This is a genomic window from Pseudomonas sp. GX19020 (genome assembly GCF_023371075.1).
Taxonomy (GTDB): Bacteria; Pseudomonadota; Alphaproteobacteria; order Rhodobacterales; family Rhodobacteraceae; genus Pseudogemmobacter.
The window spans coordinates 265816-280872 of sequence record NZ_JAMCCR010000003.1 but is presented as its reverse complement, the minus strand read 5'-3'; the positions used below and the strand labels follow the sequence as shown (position 1 = coordinate 280872).

Sequence of the window (15057 nt, the reverse complement as noted above, 5' to 3'; positions counted from 1 at the left end):
TCAGCGCGGGCCGGCAGCCCGATGCAGGATATCAAGAAAGGCCGGGCCGAAACGCTCGGCCTTTTGCTGTCCCATGCCCTGAACCCGCTCCAGCTCGGTCAGGCTTGACGGGCGGCGTTCGGCAATCTGGCGCAAGGTGGTGGCATTGCAGGAAAGATGTTTGCCGATCCCGTCCTCGCCCCGCGCGAGCCGCAGCTGCGCCTCGGCCAGAAGGTCATAGACCGCGCCCGCCGCCTGCCCCGCCAGCGCCATCCGCGCCGGATGCGGCGCCTGCATCCCCGACGCGATCACCTGCAGGAAGGCCAGCCCGTAGCTTTCCAGTTTTTTCGCACCAACCCCGGAAATCTGTGCCATCTGATCCAGCGTCTCGGGCCGCTTCTCGGCCATTTCGATCAGGGTGCGGTCGGCGAAAATCACATAGGCCGGCACGCCCGCCGCCTCGGCCAGCGCCCGGCGTTTGGCCTTCAGTGCCGAAAGGATCGGCGCATCTTCTTCGGCCACCAGCGCCTTGACCACCGATTTCGGGGCACGGATATCGGGGCGGCGGAGCTGGATTTCGACATCGCCGCGCAGCACCGGGCGGGCGGAATCGGTCATTCTCAACGCGCCGTGGCGTTCAAAATCCGGCCGCAGAAGATCGCGCCCCATCATCTGGAGGAAGACCGAATTCCAGGCCGGTTTCGACAGCTCGCGCCCGACACCGAAGGTCGGCAGATCCTGATGCCCGCGCGCGCGGACCTTTTCCGTCGATGTGCCGGTGAGAATGTCGATCAGATGACCCGCACCATAGCTTTCGCCGGTCCTGAGCACGGCGGAAAGCGCCTTACGGACAGGTTCTGTTCCGTCAAACACCGCCGGCGGCGTGGTGCAGAGATCACAATTGCCGCAAGGCCCGCTTTCCTCGCCGAAATAGGCCAGCAGGACCTGACGGCGGCAGGCCAGCGCCTCGGCCAGACCCAAAAGCGCATTCAGCCGGCCATGATCGGCGGCCTTGCGCTCGGGCGGCGCAGCGCCCTCGTCGATCTGGGTGCGGCGGTAGCGGATATCATCGGCGCCATAAAGCGTCAGCGCCTCGGCGGGCGCGCCATCGCGCCCGGCGCGACCGATCTCCTGATAATAGGATTCGATGGATTTCGGCAGATCGGCATGGGCGACCCAGCGGATATCGGGCTTGTCGATCCCCATCCCGAAGGCCACCGTCGCCACCACGATCAGCCCGTCATCGCGCTGGAACCGGGTCTCGACATGGCGGCGGTCACCCGCCTCCATGCCGCCATGGTAATGCAGCGCGGCATGACCGGCCTCACGCAAAGCCTGGGCAAGCGTCTCGGTCTTGGCGCGGGTGCCGCAATAGACAATGCCGGACTGACCGCGCCGTGCGGCCGCATAACGCAGGATCTGTTCCCGCGGGCCGTCTTTGGCGGCAAAGGACAGATGGATATTCGGGCGGTCAAAGCCGCGCAGAAACGTCTCGGGCTGCGCGCCATCGAACAGGCGCTGCACGATTTCGGCCCGGGTTTCCTCATCTGCCGTGGCGGTGAAGGCGGCCAGCGGCACATTCAGCGCACGCCTCAGCTCCCCGATGCGCAGGTAATCAGGGCGGAAATCATGGCCCCACTGGCTGACGCAATGCGCCTCATCGACCGCGATCAGCGTCACATTGATCCGGCGGAGCAGCGCGGAGGTCGCCCCTGCCGCCAGCCGTTCCGGCGCCATATAGAGAAGCTTCAGCCGCCCCTCATCCAGCGCCTGAAAGACCTCTTCGGTTTCCTCATCGGTATTGCCAGAGGTCAGCGCCCCGGCCTCGACCCCTGCCTCGCGCAAGCCCCGGACCTGGTCGCGCATCAGGGCGATCAGCGGCGAGATCACCACGGTCACGCCGTCGCGGCACAGAGCAGGCAGCTGGAAACACAGCGATTTCCCGCCACCCGTCGGCATGATCGCCAGCGTGTTCAGCCCGGCCGTCACCGCCTCTACAATCTCGGCCTGACCGGGGCGGAAGCCCTGGAATCCGAATATTTCCGCCAGCAGCGCGGCGGGAGAGAGGGGGGCGCTGTCGCGCATCACATGAAGGCGTATTGGTTGTTGAGAAGGATCATCCGAAGCCCGATGATCACGAGCAGGACCACCAGCGGTGCGAAATCAATGCCCTGCATCGATGGCAGAATGCTGCGGACGCGGTTGTAAACCGGCTCGAGCAGGCGGTTCAGGCTGTACCAGATCTGGGCCACCAGCGGCTGGCGGATATTCAGCACCTGGAAATTGATCAGCCAGCTGAGAATGACATGGGCGAGCACCACAAATTGCGCCACACCGAGGAGAAGCATCAGGATATCGAAAACGGACTTCATCTTTTCCTCATCATGCCAGCTTTGGAACAGGTAGCGCGAGCCGGGTCTCAGGGCAAGTCAAAGCGGGCTGACGCCAGTCTGTCATGCGCCCGCTCTGTCTGGCGCCAGATCCGTCGGGCCCCAGGCCTTCAGTGCCGCAAGTCTGCCTCTCCCCAATGGTGACAGGACAGCGGTGAAGCCCCGGTTAACGGATGCAGCCGGAGCGCTGCTGCGCGCGTGGAGGCATCCTTTTCCTCAGGTCCGGATCCCCCCGCGGCGCGCACGATCACGCGCAGTTCAGAGCCGGGCGCCATACGGAGAACACGATCTATCCCTGGATGGGCATGGCCCTCGTGATCGCCAGAGCACGGCGACAACCGGCACTCGCGCCCTTTGCCACCCATCTCTCCGGCCATCTCTGCCTGCCCCCGGATATCGCCCCCTGGCCTGAGCTGAACCATGGCCGAAGCGCCTGGCTTGCCGACCTGAAGCCCGCCGCTTCCCGCCTGAATCACGGCCTGGTCACACGCCGATGTCACCCGCCCCTGGCCGCCGATGCCGGCCTGAGCGCTTGCGCCCGGGGCCGTTTCGCGATTCACTGATGACCAAAACAGAGGGCGTGTGATGGTCAGTGCAAAGAAACGGATCTGGGGCTGGTATTTCTTTGACTGGGCCAGCCAGCCCTATAGCACGCTCCTGCTGACATTCATCTTCGGCCCCTATTTCGCCGAGGTGGCGCGCGGCTATTACATGGGCACCGGTCTCGACGAAGAGGCCGCCAAAGCCGCCGCCCAGAGCTTCTGGGGCTGGGGCATCGCCGCAACCTCGATCATCATCGCGTTTCTGGCACCGATCCTTGGCGCCATTGCCGATTCCACCGGACGGCGGCTGATCTGGGTCTGGATCTTCTCGTCCTTCTACGTGATCGGCGCCTGGGCGCTGTGGTGGGTGGCGCCGGGCGGCGAGATCGGCATCCTGTGGTGGGCCGTCGTGTTCTTCGGCATGGGCTTTATCGGGATGGAATTCGCCACCATCTTCACCAATGCGCTGATGCCGTCCTTGTCAGATCACGAGGATCTCGGCGCGATTTCGGGCTATGGCTTTGCCTTTGGCTATCTGGGCGGGCTGATCGCACTGGTCCTGATGCTGGGCCTTTTCATCACCGCCCCGCAGGACGAAGGCGGCGAATATGCCGGCGCAATCGGCGAAGCCGGCCAGCCACTGGTCGAGGATGACAGCCTCGCCGGGCCGGAACTCAGCGCAATCGAAACGGCCGAGGCCGGGCCGCGCACCTATCTTGGCATCCGGCCGATCCTCGGCGAAGACAGCGAAACGATGATCGGCACCCGCATCGTCGGCCCCTTCACCGCCATCTGGTTCATGGTCTTCATGGTTCCCTTCTTCCTTTGGGTCAAAGAACCGAAAACCGTCAGCCGGCCACTGCAACTGGGGCGCGCCCTGACTGAGCTGAAGGATCTGATTGCCTCGCTGCGGTTCCGCCGCAGCCTGAGCGCCTATCTCGGCTCCTCACTTTTGTACCGCGACGCGCTGAACGCGCTTTATGCCTTTGGCGGGGTCTATGCCTCGGGCGTTCTGGGCTGGAGCGTCGGGCAGATCGGCATTTTCGGCATCGTCGGCGCAGTGGCAGCCGTGGCCTGTTCCTGGGCAGGCGGCCGCGCCGACCGCGCTTTCGGGCCCAAGCCGGTGATCGCAGTGGCGGTTCTGGTGCTGACGCTGGTTTGCCTTGTGCTGCTGGGCCTGACCCGCGACCAGATCTGGGGCATCGCGCTGGATTCCGCATCCAATGAATCCGACCGGATCTTCATGATCTGCGGCGCGCTGATCGGCGGCGCGGGCGGCGTGGTCCAGGCGGCATCGCGCACCATGATGCTGCGCCACACCACCCCCGACCGCGCCACCGAAGCCTTCGGCCTCTTCGCGCTTTCCGGCAAGGTCGCGAGCTTCATCGCCCCCTCGGCCATCGCGCTGGTCAGCATGATCTCGGGCTCGCAACGTATCGGGATCGGCCTGCCGCTGATCGCGCTTTTCCTGCTCGGGCTGGTGCTGCTGGCCTTCGTCAATGCCAAAGGTGAACAGTCATGATGAAACTGCGTGCCCTCCCCCTGCTCGCGGCGCTTTGTGCAGGCCTGACCACGCCGCTTCCGGCAGCCTCGCAGCAGCTGGCCAAGGACCTGCTCGGCGCCTGGAAGACACCTTCGAATCAGGATCCGATGCCGATCGGATCCTATGCGAAAGGCTGCGCGGCGGGGCTCCTGAAAATGCCGGAAAACGGCCCGCACTGGCAGTCGATGCGCCTGTCCAGAAACCGCAACTGGGGCCAGCCGGTGATGGTCGAATTCCTGATGGACCTGTCCTATGCCGCAAGCCAGATCGGTTGGGGCAAAGGTCTCTATATCGGCGATATCAGCCAGCCGAGGGGCGGACCGATGATCACGGGGCATGCCAGCCATCAGATCGGGCTGGATGCCGATATCTGGTGGCTCGCGCCGAAACGGCTCGACCTCTCGGTCGCTGAGCGCGAGAGCCTGTCCTCGATCCCGATGCGTTCGGCCGATCAGAAATCGGTCACCCGCGCCTGGGGGCCAGCGGCACAGAACCTGCTGAAGGTCGCGGCCTCGGATCCGCGGGTGGACCGGATCTTCGTCGCCGCCGCGATCAAGCTGGAAATCTGCAAGACCGCGAAGAAATCCGACACCGCCTGGCTGCAAAAGCTGCGCCCGGTGGCAGGCCATGACACACATTTCCACGTGCGGCTGAAATGCCCGGCGGGTGCGACCGCCTGCGAGACCCAGACACCCGGCGTCGCCGAACTCTCCAAAGGCGGCAATGGCTGTGACGAAACGCTGAACTGGTGGGTCACCGATTATCTGAACCCACCGAAGCAACAGCCCGGCAAGAAGAACCCGGACGAAGAAGATCCGCCGAAGAAGAAACACCCGCGCCAGTTCACCATGGCCGACCTGCCGCGCCAGTGCCAGGCCGTGCTCGACTCGAACTGAAGCAACAGATCTCCCGGAGCCGCATGCGGCCCCGGGAAGGCCTCCGGCGGGGATATTTAAGGACAGATGAAAAGCAGCCCTTCTTTCATCTGTCTCTAAATATCCCGGGGGGCTCCGAAGGAGGCGGGGGGCAGCGCCCCCCGATGCCCGCGCAGCAGGCATCCGCGCGATTGACGGCCAGGCGGGACAGGCGTAATGAGCGCCGTCCCCTGCGCAGGTGGGGGCCAAGTCTCCGCTACCTTGTCAAAACGGAAAACAAATCCATGACCCGCCTTCTGCCTGGCATTCTTGCCATGGCCGCCATCGTGCTGGCCTCAAACATCCTCGTGCAGTTTCCCTTTGGGGATTTCCTGACCTGGGGTGCCTTTACCTACCCCTTCGCCTTTCTTGTCGGAGATCTGGTCAACCGCTTTCAGGGCCCGCGCGCCGCGCGGATCGTGGTGCTGGCAGGGTTTCTGACCGGCCTCGTCTGCTCGCTGATCGGCACACAGATCATGGGTGCGTCCGGCCCCCTGGTCACGCTGCGCGTCGCCATCGGCTCGGCACTGGCTTATCTCGTCGCGCAGATGACCGATGTCTCGATCTTTACCGCGCTGCGCAACCGTCCCTGGTGGCAGGCGCCGCTGATCTCATCGCTGATCTCGTCCAGCATCGACACGGTGATCTTTTTCTCCATCGCCTTCTCCGCCCTCTTCACCTTCCTCGAGCCAGGCGTCGATGTCTCCTGGGCCGCCGCGCCCTCCCCGCTACTGGGCTTTGGACCGGCTGCTCCGTTCTGGGTCTCTCTCGCGATTGGCGATTGGTGCGTAAAAATTGCGCTTGCCCTGGTCGCACTGGTGCCTTTCCGCATCATAATCAGCAAAGTGACCGCTAGATTTGCGTAAATTTACTTGATCGATACCAAATCTGTGCCAGCATCACCTTATCGGAAACTTTTCGAAAGGAGGTGATCCAGTGTCTAGAGTGATATTGGAGAGAGGTGTCAAGACAGTCAGGAGGGGTGTTTTCTGAGGGCAGCCCCTCAGCAAGACGAACGACTGATTGGGCCTTCAATTCCTAACTGGCCCATCTCCTTGGAACTCGGAAAGGGTCGCCGATCAGGCGGCCCTTTCTCTGCTTTGCGCCCCATTTTCCCATGTTACATGTCACCGAAACCATCTCTATCGCCGACTGGGAGCTCTCGGAGAGCTTCATGCGGGCCTCCGGTCCCGGCGGGCAGAATGTCAACAAGGTCTCGACCGCAGTCGAGCTGCGATTCGAGGCCGAACGCTCGCCGCATCTGACAGGCCCGGTCAAAACCAGGCTGAAACGCCTCGCCGGGCGGAAATGGACGCTGGAAGGCGCGCTGGTCATCCAGGTCGACGAGACCCGCAGCCAGGCCCGCAACCGCGAGATCGCCCGCGAGCGGCTGATTGAGCTGATCCGTCAGGCACTGGTCGTCCCGAAGCGCCGCATCGCGACCAAAGCCACCTGGGGCAGCCAGCAACGCAGGCTCGCGTCCAAATCCGCGCGCGGTGAGGTCAAATCGATGCGGGGCAAGGTGGGCGACGATGACTGATACCCGCGCCGATACCCGGAAGGCGCCGATGATCCGTCGGGCAAGGGCCTGCGACGAAGCCGCCATTCTTGCCTGTGCCGAACAGGCCTATTCCAGGTATATCCCGCTGATCGGGCGCAAGCCTGCACCGATGCTGGCGGATTACCGCGGTCAGATCGCCGCCGATCAGGTCTGGATCGCAGAAGATGGCAGCGATCTTACGGGCTTCATCGTCTTTGCTCCGGAAGGAGATGTGATGCTGCTGGAAAATGTCGCTGTGCTGCCCGCCGCCGCAGGGCGTGGCATCGGCAGGGCCCTGATTGGCCATTGCGAAGCAGAAGCGCGCCGCCTGGGGCTCCGGGCCATTTCTCTCTATACCAACGAGAAAATGGTCGAGAACATCGCGATTTACCCGAAGCTTGGCTATATCGAGACGCGCCGGGGCGAAGAAGACGGCTTCCACAGGGTCTGGTTCGAAAAGCCGCTCTGACCGCGTGACGGGCGCGCATATCCTGGTGCGATCACGGGCCTCTGCGGGAAATGCACCTTGCCCCGTTTCCGGTCCGGCGTATCGGAGGCCGCCGCTGCGGCAGACCGACGGGCCATATGCGACGTGAGATCAGCTTGCCTGCCGTCACACCGCGCGCGCGCGCGCCCCGCGTCACTCCCGCTCGCGCAGCCAGAGGTAAAGCGGCAGCGACAGTGACAGGCCCACGAAGAAACTCGCGGGCAGCACCAGCCACCAATGCCGGATCCTGTTGCGCGCCGCATCCCGCCAGGACCAGACCCAGAAGACGAGGATCGACAACAGCACGTCGATGGAAAAACCCGCTGCGGCGCCGTTCGCGAAAAGCGATTGCAGGAAGAGCGGGATATCGAGACCGTTCAGGGCAAAGAACGAGCCGAAGAACAGCCAGGGCACCAGAGTGCCGATGACCGCCATCGCCAGATAAAAATGCCTGACCGTCACAGAAATACTCCCGCTCTGCCCCTGATCCCGGGGATGCGCCTGATCAGACCAGCACCTCTTGCGCCTGCTGGTCGCCAACCGCGAAGACGCGCTTGTAACGGGCGATTTCCGCCGCCGGCCCCATCGCCTTGTTGGGGTTGTCGGACAGTTTCACCGTCGGGCGCCCATTGGCCGAGATCGCCTTGCAGACAAGGCTGAACGGCGCCAGCGCGTCATTTGGCACAAAGCCGCGGAAGTCATTGGTCAGATTGGTGCCCCAGCCGAAGGAGACCTTCACCCGGCCCTGGAATTGCATATGCAGCTTTTCGATCATCGCCACATCCAGCCCGTCCGAGAAGATCACCAGCTTTTCGCGCGGGTCTTCGCCGCGCTCTTTCCACCACTGGATCGCACGCTCTGCCGCCGCCGCCGGGTCGCCGCTGTCAATCCGGATGCCGGTCCAGCCCGCCAGCCAGTCAGGCGCGCGCTTCAGGAAACCCTCGGTCCCGAATGTGTCGGGCAGGATCATCCTGAGATTGCCGTCATGTTCGTCATGCCAGTCGGCCAGAACCTGATAGGGCGCCTGTGCCAGTTCGGCATCATCCTTCGCCAGCGCCGCATAGACCATCGGCAGCTCATGCGCGTTGGTGCCGATCGCCTCGATATCGCGCTTCATCGCGATCAGGCAATTCGAGGTGCCGGTAAAGGCCTCTCCCAGCCCCTCCTGCAGCGCCTGGACGCACCAGTCCTGCCAGAGATAGCTGTGCCGCCGGCGTGTGCCGAAATCGGCCATTTTCAGCCCCGGGATCGCCCGGAGCCGTTCGACCTTTTCCCAAAGCCGGGTCATGGCGCGGGCGTAAAGCACCTGGAGCTCGAATTTGTGCATATCCTTCAGCACAGCGCGCGAGCGCAGCTCCATGATCACCGCCAGCGCCGGGATCTCCCAGAGCATGACTTCGGGCCATTTGCCCTCAAAGGTCAGCTCATACTGGCCGTCGCGCTTTTCCAGGTAATAGGGCGGCAGTTTCAGCCCCTCGAACCATTCCATGAAATCCGGGCGGAACATCTGACGCTTGCCGTAAAAGGTATTGCCGCGCAGCCAGGTGCTTTCACCGCGGCGCAGGCTCAGCGAACGCACATGATCCAGCTGCTCGCGCAGCTCGCCCTCGTCGATCAGATCGGCAAGGCGCACCGACTTTGTGCGGTTGATCAGCGAGAAGGTGACATTCGTATCCGGGCGGTTCCGGTAAATCGACTGACACATCAACAACTTGTAGAAATCGGTGTCCAGCAAAGACCGGACAATCGGGTCAATCTTCCAGTTGTGATTGTGCACGCGCGTTGCGATATCGACCATGTCTCAGCCTCCTCCGGGCAGTGAAGCGGTTAAAGCAACCCCCCGCGTCACTGTCCAGCATTCCTGTCAGGAAATATCAGCGCGGATCCACCATCACGACCCCCGCATCGGTCATTTGCGCCCGCGCCTCTTCCAGCGAGCCGTCCAGATCAATCGCGCGACTGAGATCCTCGCGCAATTCGACCCGGAACCCGAGCCGCACCGCATCCAGGGCCGAATAGGCCACACAAAAATCGGTGGCGAGGCCCGCCAGCACCAAAGTCGTGATCCCGCGCGCGCGGAGCCAGGCCTCGAGCCCGGTCGCAGTTTCCCGGTCATTCTCGAAAAAGGCCGAATAGCTGTCGATCCCGGCGCGAAACCCCTTTCTGAGGATCAGCTGCGCCGGGTTGGTCGCGAGGTCAGGATGAAACGCCGCACCGTTCGATCCGATCACGCAATGGCGCGGCCAGAGAACCTGAGGCCCGTAGGGCATCTCCGTCACCGTAAACGGCGCTGCACCGGGATGGTTATCTGCGAAAGAGCTGTGATCCGCCGGATGCCAGTCCTGGGTCAACACCACGCAGCCAAATTCCGGCATCAGCGCATTGATCCCGGCGATGATCTCATGACCGCCTTCGACCGCCAATGCGCCGCCGGGGCAGAAGTCATTCTGAACATCAATGACGATCAGCGCCGCATCGGTTTCGCGCATCTCAGGCCCTCCGGATTTTGGTCACCCTCACGCGGGCAGGCGCCTGCGTCAACCAATCCGCTTGATTTCGCGCCTCCAGAGGTCCATTTCGCGCCTATGATCACCATCGCAGCCCTCTATCACTTCACAAGCTTCCCCGACCCTGCAGCCCTGCGCGAGGCCCTGCTGGATCTTTGCGCGCGCGAAGGCGTCAGGGGCTCGCTTTTGCTTGCAACCGAAGGGGTGAATGGCACCATCGCCGGCCCGCGTGCGGGCATCGACGCAGTTCTGGCGCATCTGCGCGCCCTGCCCGGCTGCGCGGATCTCGACTGGAAAGAAGCACAGTCGGAAGAGATGCCCTTCGGCCGTATGAAGGTGAAGCTGAAGCGCGAGATCGTCACCATGGGCGTCGAAGGCGTCGATCCGCGCGCCTCTGTCGGCCATTACCTTTCGCCCGCTGAATGGAACGAGATGATCACCGCCCCCGATGTCGCCGTGATCGACACCCGGAATGATTACGAGGTGGGCATCGGCACGTTCCAGGGCGCCATCGACCCCGGCACGAAAAGCTTCCGCGACTTCCCCGCCTGGTGGGAGGCGAACCGTGACCGTTTTCACAACAAGCGGATTGCAATGTTCTGCACCGGCGGCATCCGCTGCGAGAAATCCACCAATTACCTGATCTCGCAAGGGGTTGAGGATGTGTTCCACCTGAAAGGCGGCATCCTGAAATATCTCGAAGAGATCCCCGAGGAAACCTCGCTCTGGCAGGGCGAATGCTATGTCTTCGATGGCCGCGTCTCGGTCGGCCATGGCCTTGTTCCCGGCGATTACCACAGCTGCGGCGCCTGCCGCCGTCCGGTTTCGGCCGCAGATCGCCGGCACCCTGCCTATGAAGAAGGCGTCTGCTGCCCGGCCTGCGTCTCGGAATACAGCCCCGATGATCGCGCCCGTTTCCGCGAGCGCGAAAAACAGATGCGCCTGGCAAATGCGCGCGGCGAAAGGCATCTGGGCGGCAACCCGTCCGACGCCTGATCCTGCCCCCTTTCGGGGCCGGATACAGAAAAAGGGGCGCAACGCGCCCCTTTCCTTTTATCTGCAACTTATCTGAAACATTCCTGCCTTAGCCCGCCGCCCCCGAAAAGGCGGGCGGGCTAAGGCGGGTTGTCCTTAATAGACCACGACCGCCCGGATCGACTTGCCCTCATGCATCAGATCGAAACCATAGTTGATCTCTTCCAGCTTCAGCTGATGGGTGATCATCGGGTCGATCTCGATCTTGCCATCCATGTACCAGTCTACGAATTTCGGCACATCGCGGCGGCCTTTCGCGCCGCCGAATGCGGTGCCCTTCCAGACCCGTCCCGTCACCAGCTGGAACGGCCGTGTCGAGATCTCCGCCCCCGCCGGCGCCACGCCGATGATCACGGAAACACCCCAGCCGCGATGCGAGCATTCCAGCGCGTCGCGCATCACTTTGACATTGCCGGTCGCATCGAACGAATAATCGACACCGCCAAGATGATCCGCGCCGCGCTTCGTCAGATTGACGATCTCCTGCACCACGCTGCCTTCGATCTTCGAGGGGTTCACGAAATGCGTCATGCCGAATTTGCGCGCCATTTCCTCTTTATCGTCATTCAGATCGACGCCGATGATCATATCGGCCCCGGCCATCCTGAGGCCCTGGATCACATTGAGACCGATGCCGCCAAGGCCAAACACCGCCGCGGTCGAGCCGATCTCGACGCCCGCGGTATTGATCACCGCGCCGATGCCGGTGGTCACGCCGCAGCCGATATAGCAGATCTTGTCGAACGGCGCGTCATCGCGGACCTTGGCCAGCGCGATTTCCGGCATCACCGTATGGTTCGCAAAGGTCGAGCAGCCCATGTAATGATAGACCGGCGTGCCATCGAGCAGCGAGAAGCGCGTGGTGCCGTCGGGCATCAGCCCCTGGCCTTGCGTATTGCGGATCGCGGTGCAGAGATTGGTCTTGCCCGAGAGGCAGGAATAGCATTCCCGGCATTCCGGCGTGTAAAGCGGGATCACATGATCGCCGGGCTTCAGCGTCGTCACGCCCTCGCCGACCTCGATCACGATCCCGGCCCCCTCATGGCCGAGGATACAGGGGAAGATCCCCTCCGGATCCGCGCCGGAACGGGTGAATTCGTCGGTATGGCAAAGCCCCGTGGCCTTGATCTCCACCAGAACCTCGCCCCGCTTCGGGCCTTCAAGGTTCACTTCCATGATTTCAAGCGGTTTGCCTGCAGCAAGAGCGACGGCGGCACGGGTACGCATGGCTGATGTTTCTCCCTTAACAATCGCGCGTAACCTGGGGCAGACGGGCACGGAAAGCAACGCAGGAAGAGACATGTTTTCTCTGGTTTCCCGCTTTGCCGCAGCCTCTCTGTGGCGCGGAGCCTGCCCGGCGTGACTGCCGGCCAGATACCTGCCGCCTCGCAAGGGATCGGCGCGAAAAATGGCCTGCCTTCAGGGATCATCCCGCCAGACATCCCGCCGCGCGGCATCGTCGGTCACGGCGATGGCAAGCCTCAGCGGATCACTGCGTATGGCGTCGATCAGGGGATCATAACCCGGGCGGAATGTGATTAAATCCACCGATACTGCCGGGAGGAAGATGATGCGAAGCCGCGCCTTTGGATTTGGACTGATGATGCTCGCGGGCTTTGGCCTTGCGGGCTGTGTCGGAGGCGGCGGAGGCGGAAGCAGCCCGGCCCCGCGCAAAGTCGCTAATCCGGCGCTTTGCGGCGCGGATCGCATGGCGCATCTGACCGGCGGCCCGGCAACCTCGCTGCCCGGGGACGAGGTGGACGGCCCGCTGCGCCTGATCCGTCCCGGCGATATGGTCACCGAAGATTTCAACCCCGCGCGCCTGAATGTCGCGCTGAATGCGCAGGATCACATCACCAGCCTCACCTGCGGCTGACACCATTCCCCTTTGCCGGAGAGAAGGAAGAAAGCAATGACCCTGTTACGTCTGACTCTGCTGCCGCTTTGTGCGGGACTTGCCCTGAGCGCCTGCGTCCCTGCGCCCCCGGCGGATATCGCTCCAAGCCTGCCCGAGCCTGCCAATGACACTTGCGGCGCCCGTGCCGTCGGCCATCTGATCGGTCAGGATCAGGCCGTGCTCGCGAGCCTTGCGGGGCGCCGCGATCCGATGCGGGTGATTTCGCCGGGCCAGGCGGTGACGATGGATTACATCTCGACGCGGCTGAATGTCCAACTGGACGCGGCGGGAAAGATCACCGCCATGCACTGCGCCTGACGCCGCGCCTTAAAAGGAAGCTGAAAACCCTTTCCTCGCCGCCCCTCGAATACCATGGTCCATCGCCACCCCTGCACAGACAGAGGTGGCGATGCGTGGATCGGACGCGGCGACGGGATCGTTGCTCAGCGACCTCGCCCCGGGGAGCGCATCCCGGCACGGCATTCGCTGCACTGGCCGGAAGCTGAATTCGACCTGCTCTGCGCAGGAGAGAGTAGCTCCTACATCGTGCCGGAATGGCCGATCCGCTCCGGGCGGCAACTCATGGAGCTGATGGATTGCAACCTGCTGTTTGGCCGGGTCGCTGGCCTTGGGGTCGGCAACGCAGTCCGGATCCCAACTGTGCCTACGAAAAACCGTGACCTGCGGCTGATCACGGCCATGTCCCGTCGGGTAATGGCCGCCATTCTGGTGCATCGTGATGCGGCACCACTTCTGTCAGCCGATCCCTTCCGGTCGGTGGCACCCCGGTGAAGGTCCGGGCGACCTCCTACGCAGGCGACGATCCGGGCGATCCGCCATATATCTGCGTGCCACCTATATCCTCACCTGACCGGTCCGGACGTCCCCGCCCTCCGCCATCGACGGCAGACCTGATCGGCAGCACGGTTACGCAAGATCACGGCAGTGCCGGAAGAGAATCAGGGAGCCTTTCGGCCTGACCAGGACAGCCGGCGTCATCGTGCCCCGCTCAAGGGAAACAGGTCCGCATAACTGAGTTGTTCAGCGGTCTGCAAAAACCAGAAAAGCCGCTTCAGAGCGATGCGGCGCGGTCTTTTTCAGGGCATGTGGCCAAAACGGATTACTCGCGAAAGACTGAATGACAGGCTTTGCAGCTGGCGCCGATCGTGGCCATACCGGTCTTGATCGTCTCGGCCGAACTGGTGTCCAGCGCTCCTGCCGCCTGCCCGAAACCGGCGGATTTCCCGGTGAAATCTTCCCAGCTGGTCCAGATCGAAGGGAGAGCCTCGGAGGCCGGGTCCTCTGCGCCTGCGGTTGCGAAAACCGTGTCGATCCGGCCTGCTGCGGCGATCAGGACGGTTTTGGCGGCGTCGGCGGCTACGGCATCATAGGGCGCTTTACCGCTGGCCATCTCGCCAAGGATCTTCGTGGTCAGGCCGATTTCTTTCATCAGCTTTGCGCGTTCAATGGCTTCGGGCTGGCTCGGTTCGGCAGCAAAGGCGGCGGTAGCAAGCAGGATTGAGGCGGAAAGCGCGGCGGTGACGGGTCTCATGGTCTGGCTCCGGTGCTGGACATGGATGGGCGGAGTTAAGCATGTGACCGGGCACGGCGATAGCGGGGTGATCCCGGCCTGCTTCACAGCAGCGTGAACCTGCCTGCGCGCGCGGGTGGACGCAGGGCGGCACCGAAATGATTGCCACCGCCGCCACCCTTGCCGGAGGGGCGGGCTTTACCGGGGTCGCGGAAATGGTTTCGGACGGCTGTTTCCATAACCGGCGCTTCGCCCCCCCTCTCTGCCAGAGCGAATTTCGCTGGTGGAGGTGACATAGCAACGGGGTGAGACCGGCGGCCAGCGGCACAGCGCGAAACGGGCGCCGTAAAAGAAGGAGCCCCAAGGGCGGATAGCCCGGTTTCGCCCCCTGCCTGACCCGCCCGACCTCTCGCGGCGCGACATCTTCCGGTTCATGTCCACGAACCTTGCAGAGACTGGGCGGTGATCCTCGCCATCAGGGTGGTGCCGCACAATTCTGGCCTTCGTTCCGAGATGGGCCTGCATGTGCTGCGCGAGGCAGATCGGCTGACGGGGAGTGAAGTGCGGCGCTCGTATTGCGAGGTCAGGGACCTGGGATGCCGGGTCTGATGTGGCAAGATATCTGGTGGGGACGCAATACCTGGTCGGGGGAGGCGGATGGGGCCACCGGGCCGGACGCGAAACGCGCCGCT

17 protein-coding genes are annotated in these 15057 nt (G+C 63.4%); 9 read left to right on the top strand and 8 right to left on the bottom strand.

The window, feature by feature from the left end; genetic code table 11:
- Positions 1-2064, bottom strand: coding sequence for a DNA helicase RecQ (gene recQ, locus M3484_RS08665; protein WP_249496559.1), 2064 nt, complete (start codon positions 2062-2064; stop codon positions 1-3).
- Entirely contained in the window at positions 2064-2351 is a 288-nt protein-coding gene (locus M3484_RS08660; RefSeq protein WP_092895560.1) for a YggT family protein, read from the bottom strand. The genes recQ and M3484_RS08660 overlap by 1 nt, the downstream gene beginning before the upstream one ends.
- A gap of 603 nt (positions 2352-2954) precedes the next feature.
- On the opposite strand from M3484_RS08660, the gene M3484_RS08655 reads away from it, so the two are divergent.
- From M3484_RS08655 to M3484_RS08635, 5 genes are all read left to right on the top strand, one after another.
- On the top strand, positions 2955-4433 hold the full coding sequence (locus M3484_RS08655; RefSeq protein ID WP_249496558.1) for an MFS transporter: 1479 nt from the start codon (positions 2955-2957) through the stop codon (positions 4431-4433).
- On the top strand, positions 4430-5350 hold the full coding sequence (mepA, locus tag M3484_RS08650) for a penicillin-insensitive murein endopeptidase (protein ID WP_249496557.1): 921 nt from the start codon (positions 4430-4432) through the stop codon (positions 5348-5350). Before M3484_RS08655 ends, mepA begins: the two co-directional genes overlap by 4 nt.
- A gap of 263 nt (positions 5351-5613) precedes the next feature.
- On the top strand, positions 5614-6234 hold the full coding sequence (locus M3484_RS08645; RefSeq protein WP_249496556.1) for a queuosine precursor transporter: 621 nt from the start codon (positions 5614-5616) through the stop codon (positions 6232-6234).
- Positions 6235-6485: 251 nt separating this feature from the next.
- The gene (gene arfB / locus M3484_RS08640) at positions 6486-6908 is read left to right on the top strand and encodes an alternative ribosome rescue aminoacyl-tRNA hydrolase ArfB (protein WP_092895552.1); all 423 of its coding nucleotides are present in this window, start codon (positions 6486-6488) and stop codon (positions 6906-6908) included.
- Entirely contained in the window at positions 6901-7377 is a 477-nt protein-coding gene (locus M3484_RS08635; RefSeq protein WP_249496554.1) for a GNAT family N-acetyltransferase, read from the top strand. Before arfB ends, M3484_RS08635 begins: the two co-directional genes overlap by 8 nt.
- A 171-nt stretch (positions 7378-7548) precedes the next feature.
- Here the strand turns inward: M3484_RS08635 and M3484_RS08630 are convergent, their stop codons facing one another.
- From M3484_RS08630 to pncA, 3 genes are all read right to left on the bottom strand, one after another.
- The gene (locus M3484_RS08630) at positions 7549-7857 is read right to left on the bottom strand and encodes a DUF2834 domain-containing protein (protein ID WP_249496553.1); all 309 of its coding nucleotides are present in this window, start codon (positions 7855-7857) and stop codon (positions 7549-7551) included.
- 43 nt (positions 7858-7900) lie between these two features.
- Positions 7901-9193 carry a nicotinate phosphoribosyltransferase gene (gene pncB, locus M3484_RS08625; RefSeq protein ID WP_092895550.1) on the bottom strand — a complete coding sequence of 431 codons (1293 nt, stop codon included), beginning with the start codon at positions 9191-9193 and terminating at the stop codon, positions 7901-7903.
- A gap of 76 nt (positions 9194-9269) precedes the next feature.
- Complete coding sequence (gene pncA / locus M3484_RS08620) at positions 9270-9884, bottom strand: bifunctional nicotinamidase/pyrazinamidase (RefSeq protein WP_249496552.1); 615 nt, start codon at positions 9882-9884, stop codon at positions 9270-9272.
- A 96-nt stretch (positions 9885-9980) separates the two neighbouring features.
- Here pncA and trhO point away from each other — a divergent pair, with 96 nt between their 5' ends.
- Complete coding sequence (trhO, locus tag M3484_RS08615) at positions 9981-10898, top strand: oxygen-dependent tRNA uridine(34) hydroxylase TrhO (protein ID WP_249496551.1); 918 nt, start codon at positions 9981-9983, stop codon at positions 10896-10898.
- A gap of 135 nt (positions 10899-11033) precedes the next feature.
- Here the strand turns inward: trhO and M3484_RS08610 are convergent, their stop codons facing one another.
- A complete protein-coding gene (locus tag M3484_RS08610; RefSeq protein ID WP_249496550.1) occupies positions 11034-12164 on the bottom strand; it encodes an S-(hydroxymethyl)glutathione dehydrogenase/class III alcohol dehydrogenase in 1131 nt (376 codons plus the stop codon).
- Positions 12165-12356: 192 nt separating this feature from the next.
- The gene (locus M3484_RS23625) at positions 12357-12485 is read right to left on the bottom strand and encodes a hypothetical protein (RefSeq protein WP_283258366.1); all 129 of its coding nucleotides are present in this window, start codon (positions 12483-12485) and stop codon (positions 12357-12359) included.
- A gap of 22 nt (positions 12486-12507) precedes the next feature.
- Between M3484_RS23625 and M3484_RS08605 the strand changes: the two genes are divergently transcribed.
- The 3 genes from M3484_RS08605 to M3484_RS23965 all read left to right on the top strand — a co-directional run bounded on the left by M3484_RS08605 (position 12508) and on the right by M3484_RS23965 (position 13626).
- Complete coding sequence (locus tag M3484_RS08605) at positions 12508-12813, top strand: I78 family peptidase inhibitor (RefSeq protein WP_249496549.1); 306 nt, start codon at positions 12508-12510, stop codon at positions 12811-12813.
- A 36-nt stretch (positions 12814-12849) separates the two neighbouring features.
- The gene (locus tag M3484_RS08600) at positions 12850-13152 is read left to right on the top strand and encodes an I78 family peptidase inhibitor (RefSeq protein WP_092895542.1); all 303 of its coding nucleotides are present in this window, start codon (positions 12850-12852) and stop codon (positions 13150-13152) included.
- Positions 13153-13494: 342 nt separating this feature from the next.
- Positions 13495-13626: a hypothetical protein gene (locus M3484_RS23965; protein WP_502942442.1), complete on the top strand. Its 132-nt coding sequence runs from the start codon at positions 13495-13497 to the stop codon at positions 13624-13626.
- Between the two features lie 328 nt (positions 13627-13954).
- Here the strand turns inward: M3484_RS23965 and M3484_RS08590 are convergent, their stop codons facing one another.
- Positions 13955-14386 (bottom strand): c-type cytochrome, encoded by a 432-nt coding sequence (locus M3484_RS08590; RefSeq protein WP_171909443.1) that lies wholly within the window; start codon positions 14384-14386, stop codon positions 13955-13957.
- Positions 14387-15057: the final 671 nt, after the last annotated feature.

What these genes read in the sequence shown, in the direction of transcription:
- recQ (WP_249496559.1), bottom strand. Translation starts at nt 2,064, where the DNA reads ATGCGCGACAGCGCCCCCCTCTCTCCCGCCGCGCTGCTGGCGGAAATA.
- M3484_RS08660 (WP_092895560.1), bottom strand. Translation starts at nt 2,351, where the DNA reads ATGAAGTCCGTTTTCGATATCCTGATGCTTCTCCTCGGTGTGGCGCAA.
- M3484_RS08655 (WP_249496558.1), top strand. Translation starts at nt 2,955, where the DNA reads ATGGTCAGTGCAAAGAAACGGATCTGGGGCTGGTATTTCTTTGACTGG.
- mepA (WP_249496557.1), top strand. Translation starts at nt 4,430, where the DNA reads ATGATGAAACTGCGTGCCCTCCCCCTGCTCGCGGCGCTTTGTGCAGGC.
- M3484_RS08645 (WP_249496556.1), top strand. Translation starts at nt 5,614, where the DNA reads ATGACCCGCCTTCTGCCTGGCATTCTTGCCATGGCCGCCATCGTGCTG.
- arfB (WP_092895552.1), top strand. Translation starts at nt 6,486, where the DNA reads ATGTTACATGTCACCGAAACCATCTCTATCGCCGACTGGGAGCTCTCG.
- M3484_RS08635 (WP_249496554.1), top strand. Translation starts at nt 6,901, where the DNA reads ATGACTGATACCCGCGCCGATACCCGGAAGGCGCCGATGATCCGTCGG.
- pncB (WP_092895550.1), bottom strand. Translation starts at nt 9,193, where the DNA reads ATGGTCGATATCGCAACGCGCGTGCACAATCACAACTGGAAGATTGAC.
- pncA (WP_249496552.1), bottom strand. Translation starts at nt 9,884, where the DNA reads ATGCGCGAAACCGATGCGGCGCTGATCGTCATTGATGTTCAGAATGAC.
- trhO (WP_249496551.1), top strand. Translation starts at nt 9,981, where the DNA reads ATGATCACCATCGCAGCCCTCTATCACTTCACAAGCTTCCCCGACCCT.
- M3484_RS08610 (WP_249496550.1), bottom strand. Translation starts at nt 12,164, where the DNA reads ATGCGTACCCGTGCCGCCGTCGCTCTTGCTGCAGGCAAACCGCTTGAA.
- M3484_RS08605 (WP_249496549.1), top strand. Translation starts at nt 12,508, where the DNA reads ATGCGAAGCCGCGCCTTTGGATTTGGACTGATGATGCTCGCGGGCTTT.
- M3484_RS08600 (WP_092895542.1), top strand. Translation starts at nt 12,850, where the DNA reads ATGACCCTGTTACGTCTGACTCTGCTGCCGCTTTGTGCGGGACTTGCC.
- M3484_RS08590 (WP_171909443.1), bottom strand. Translation starts at nt 14,386, where the DNA reads ATGAGACCCGTCACCGCCGCGCTTTCCGCCTCAATCCTGCTTGCTACC.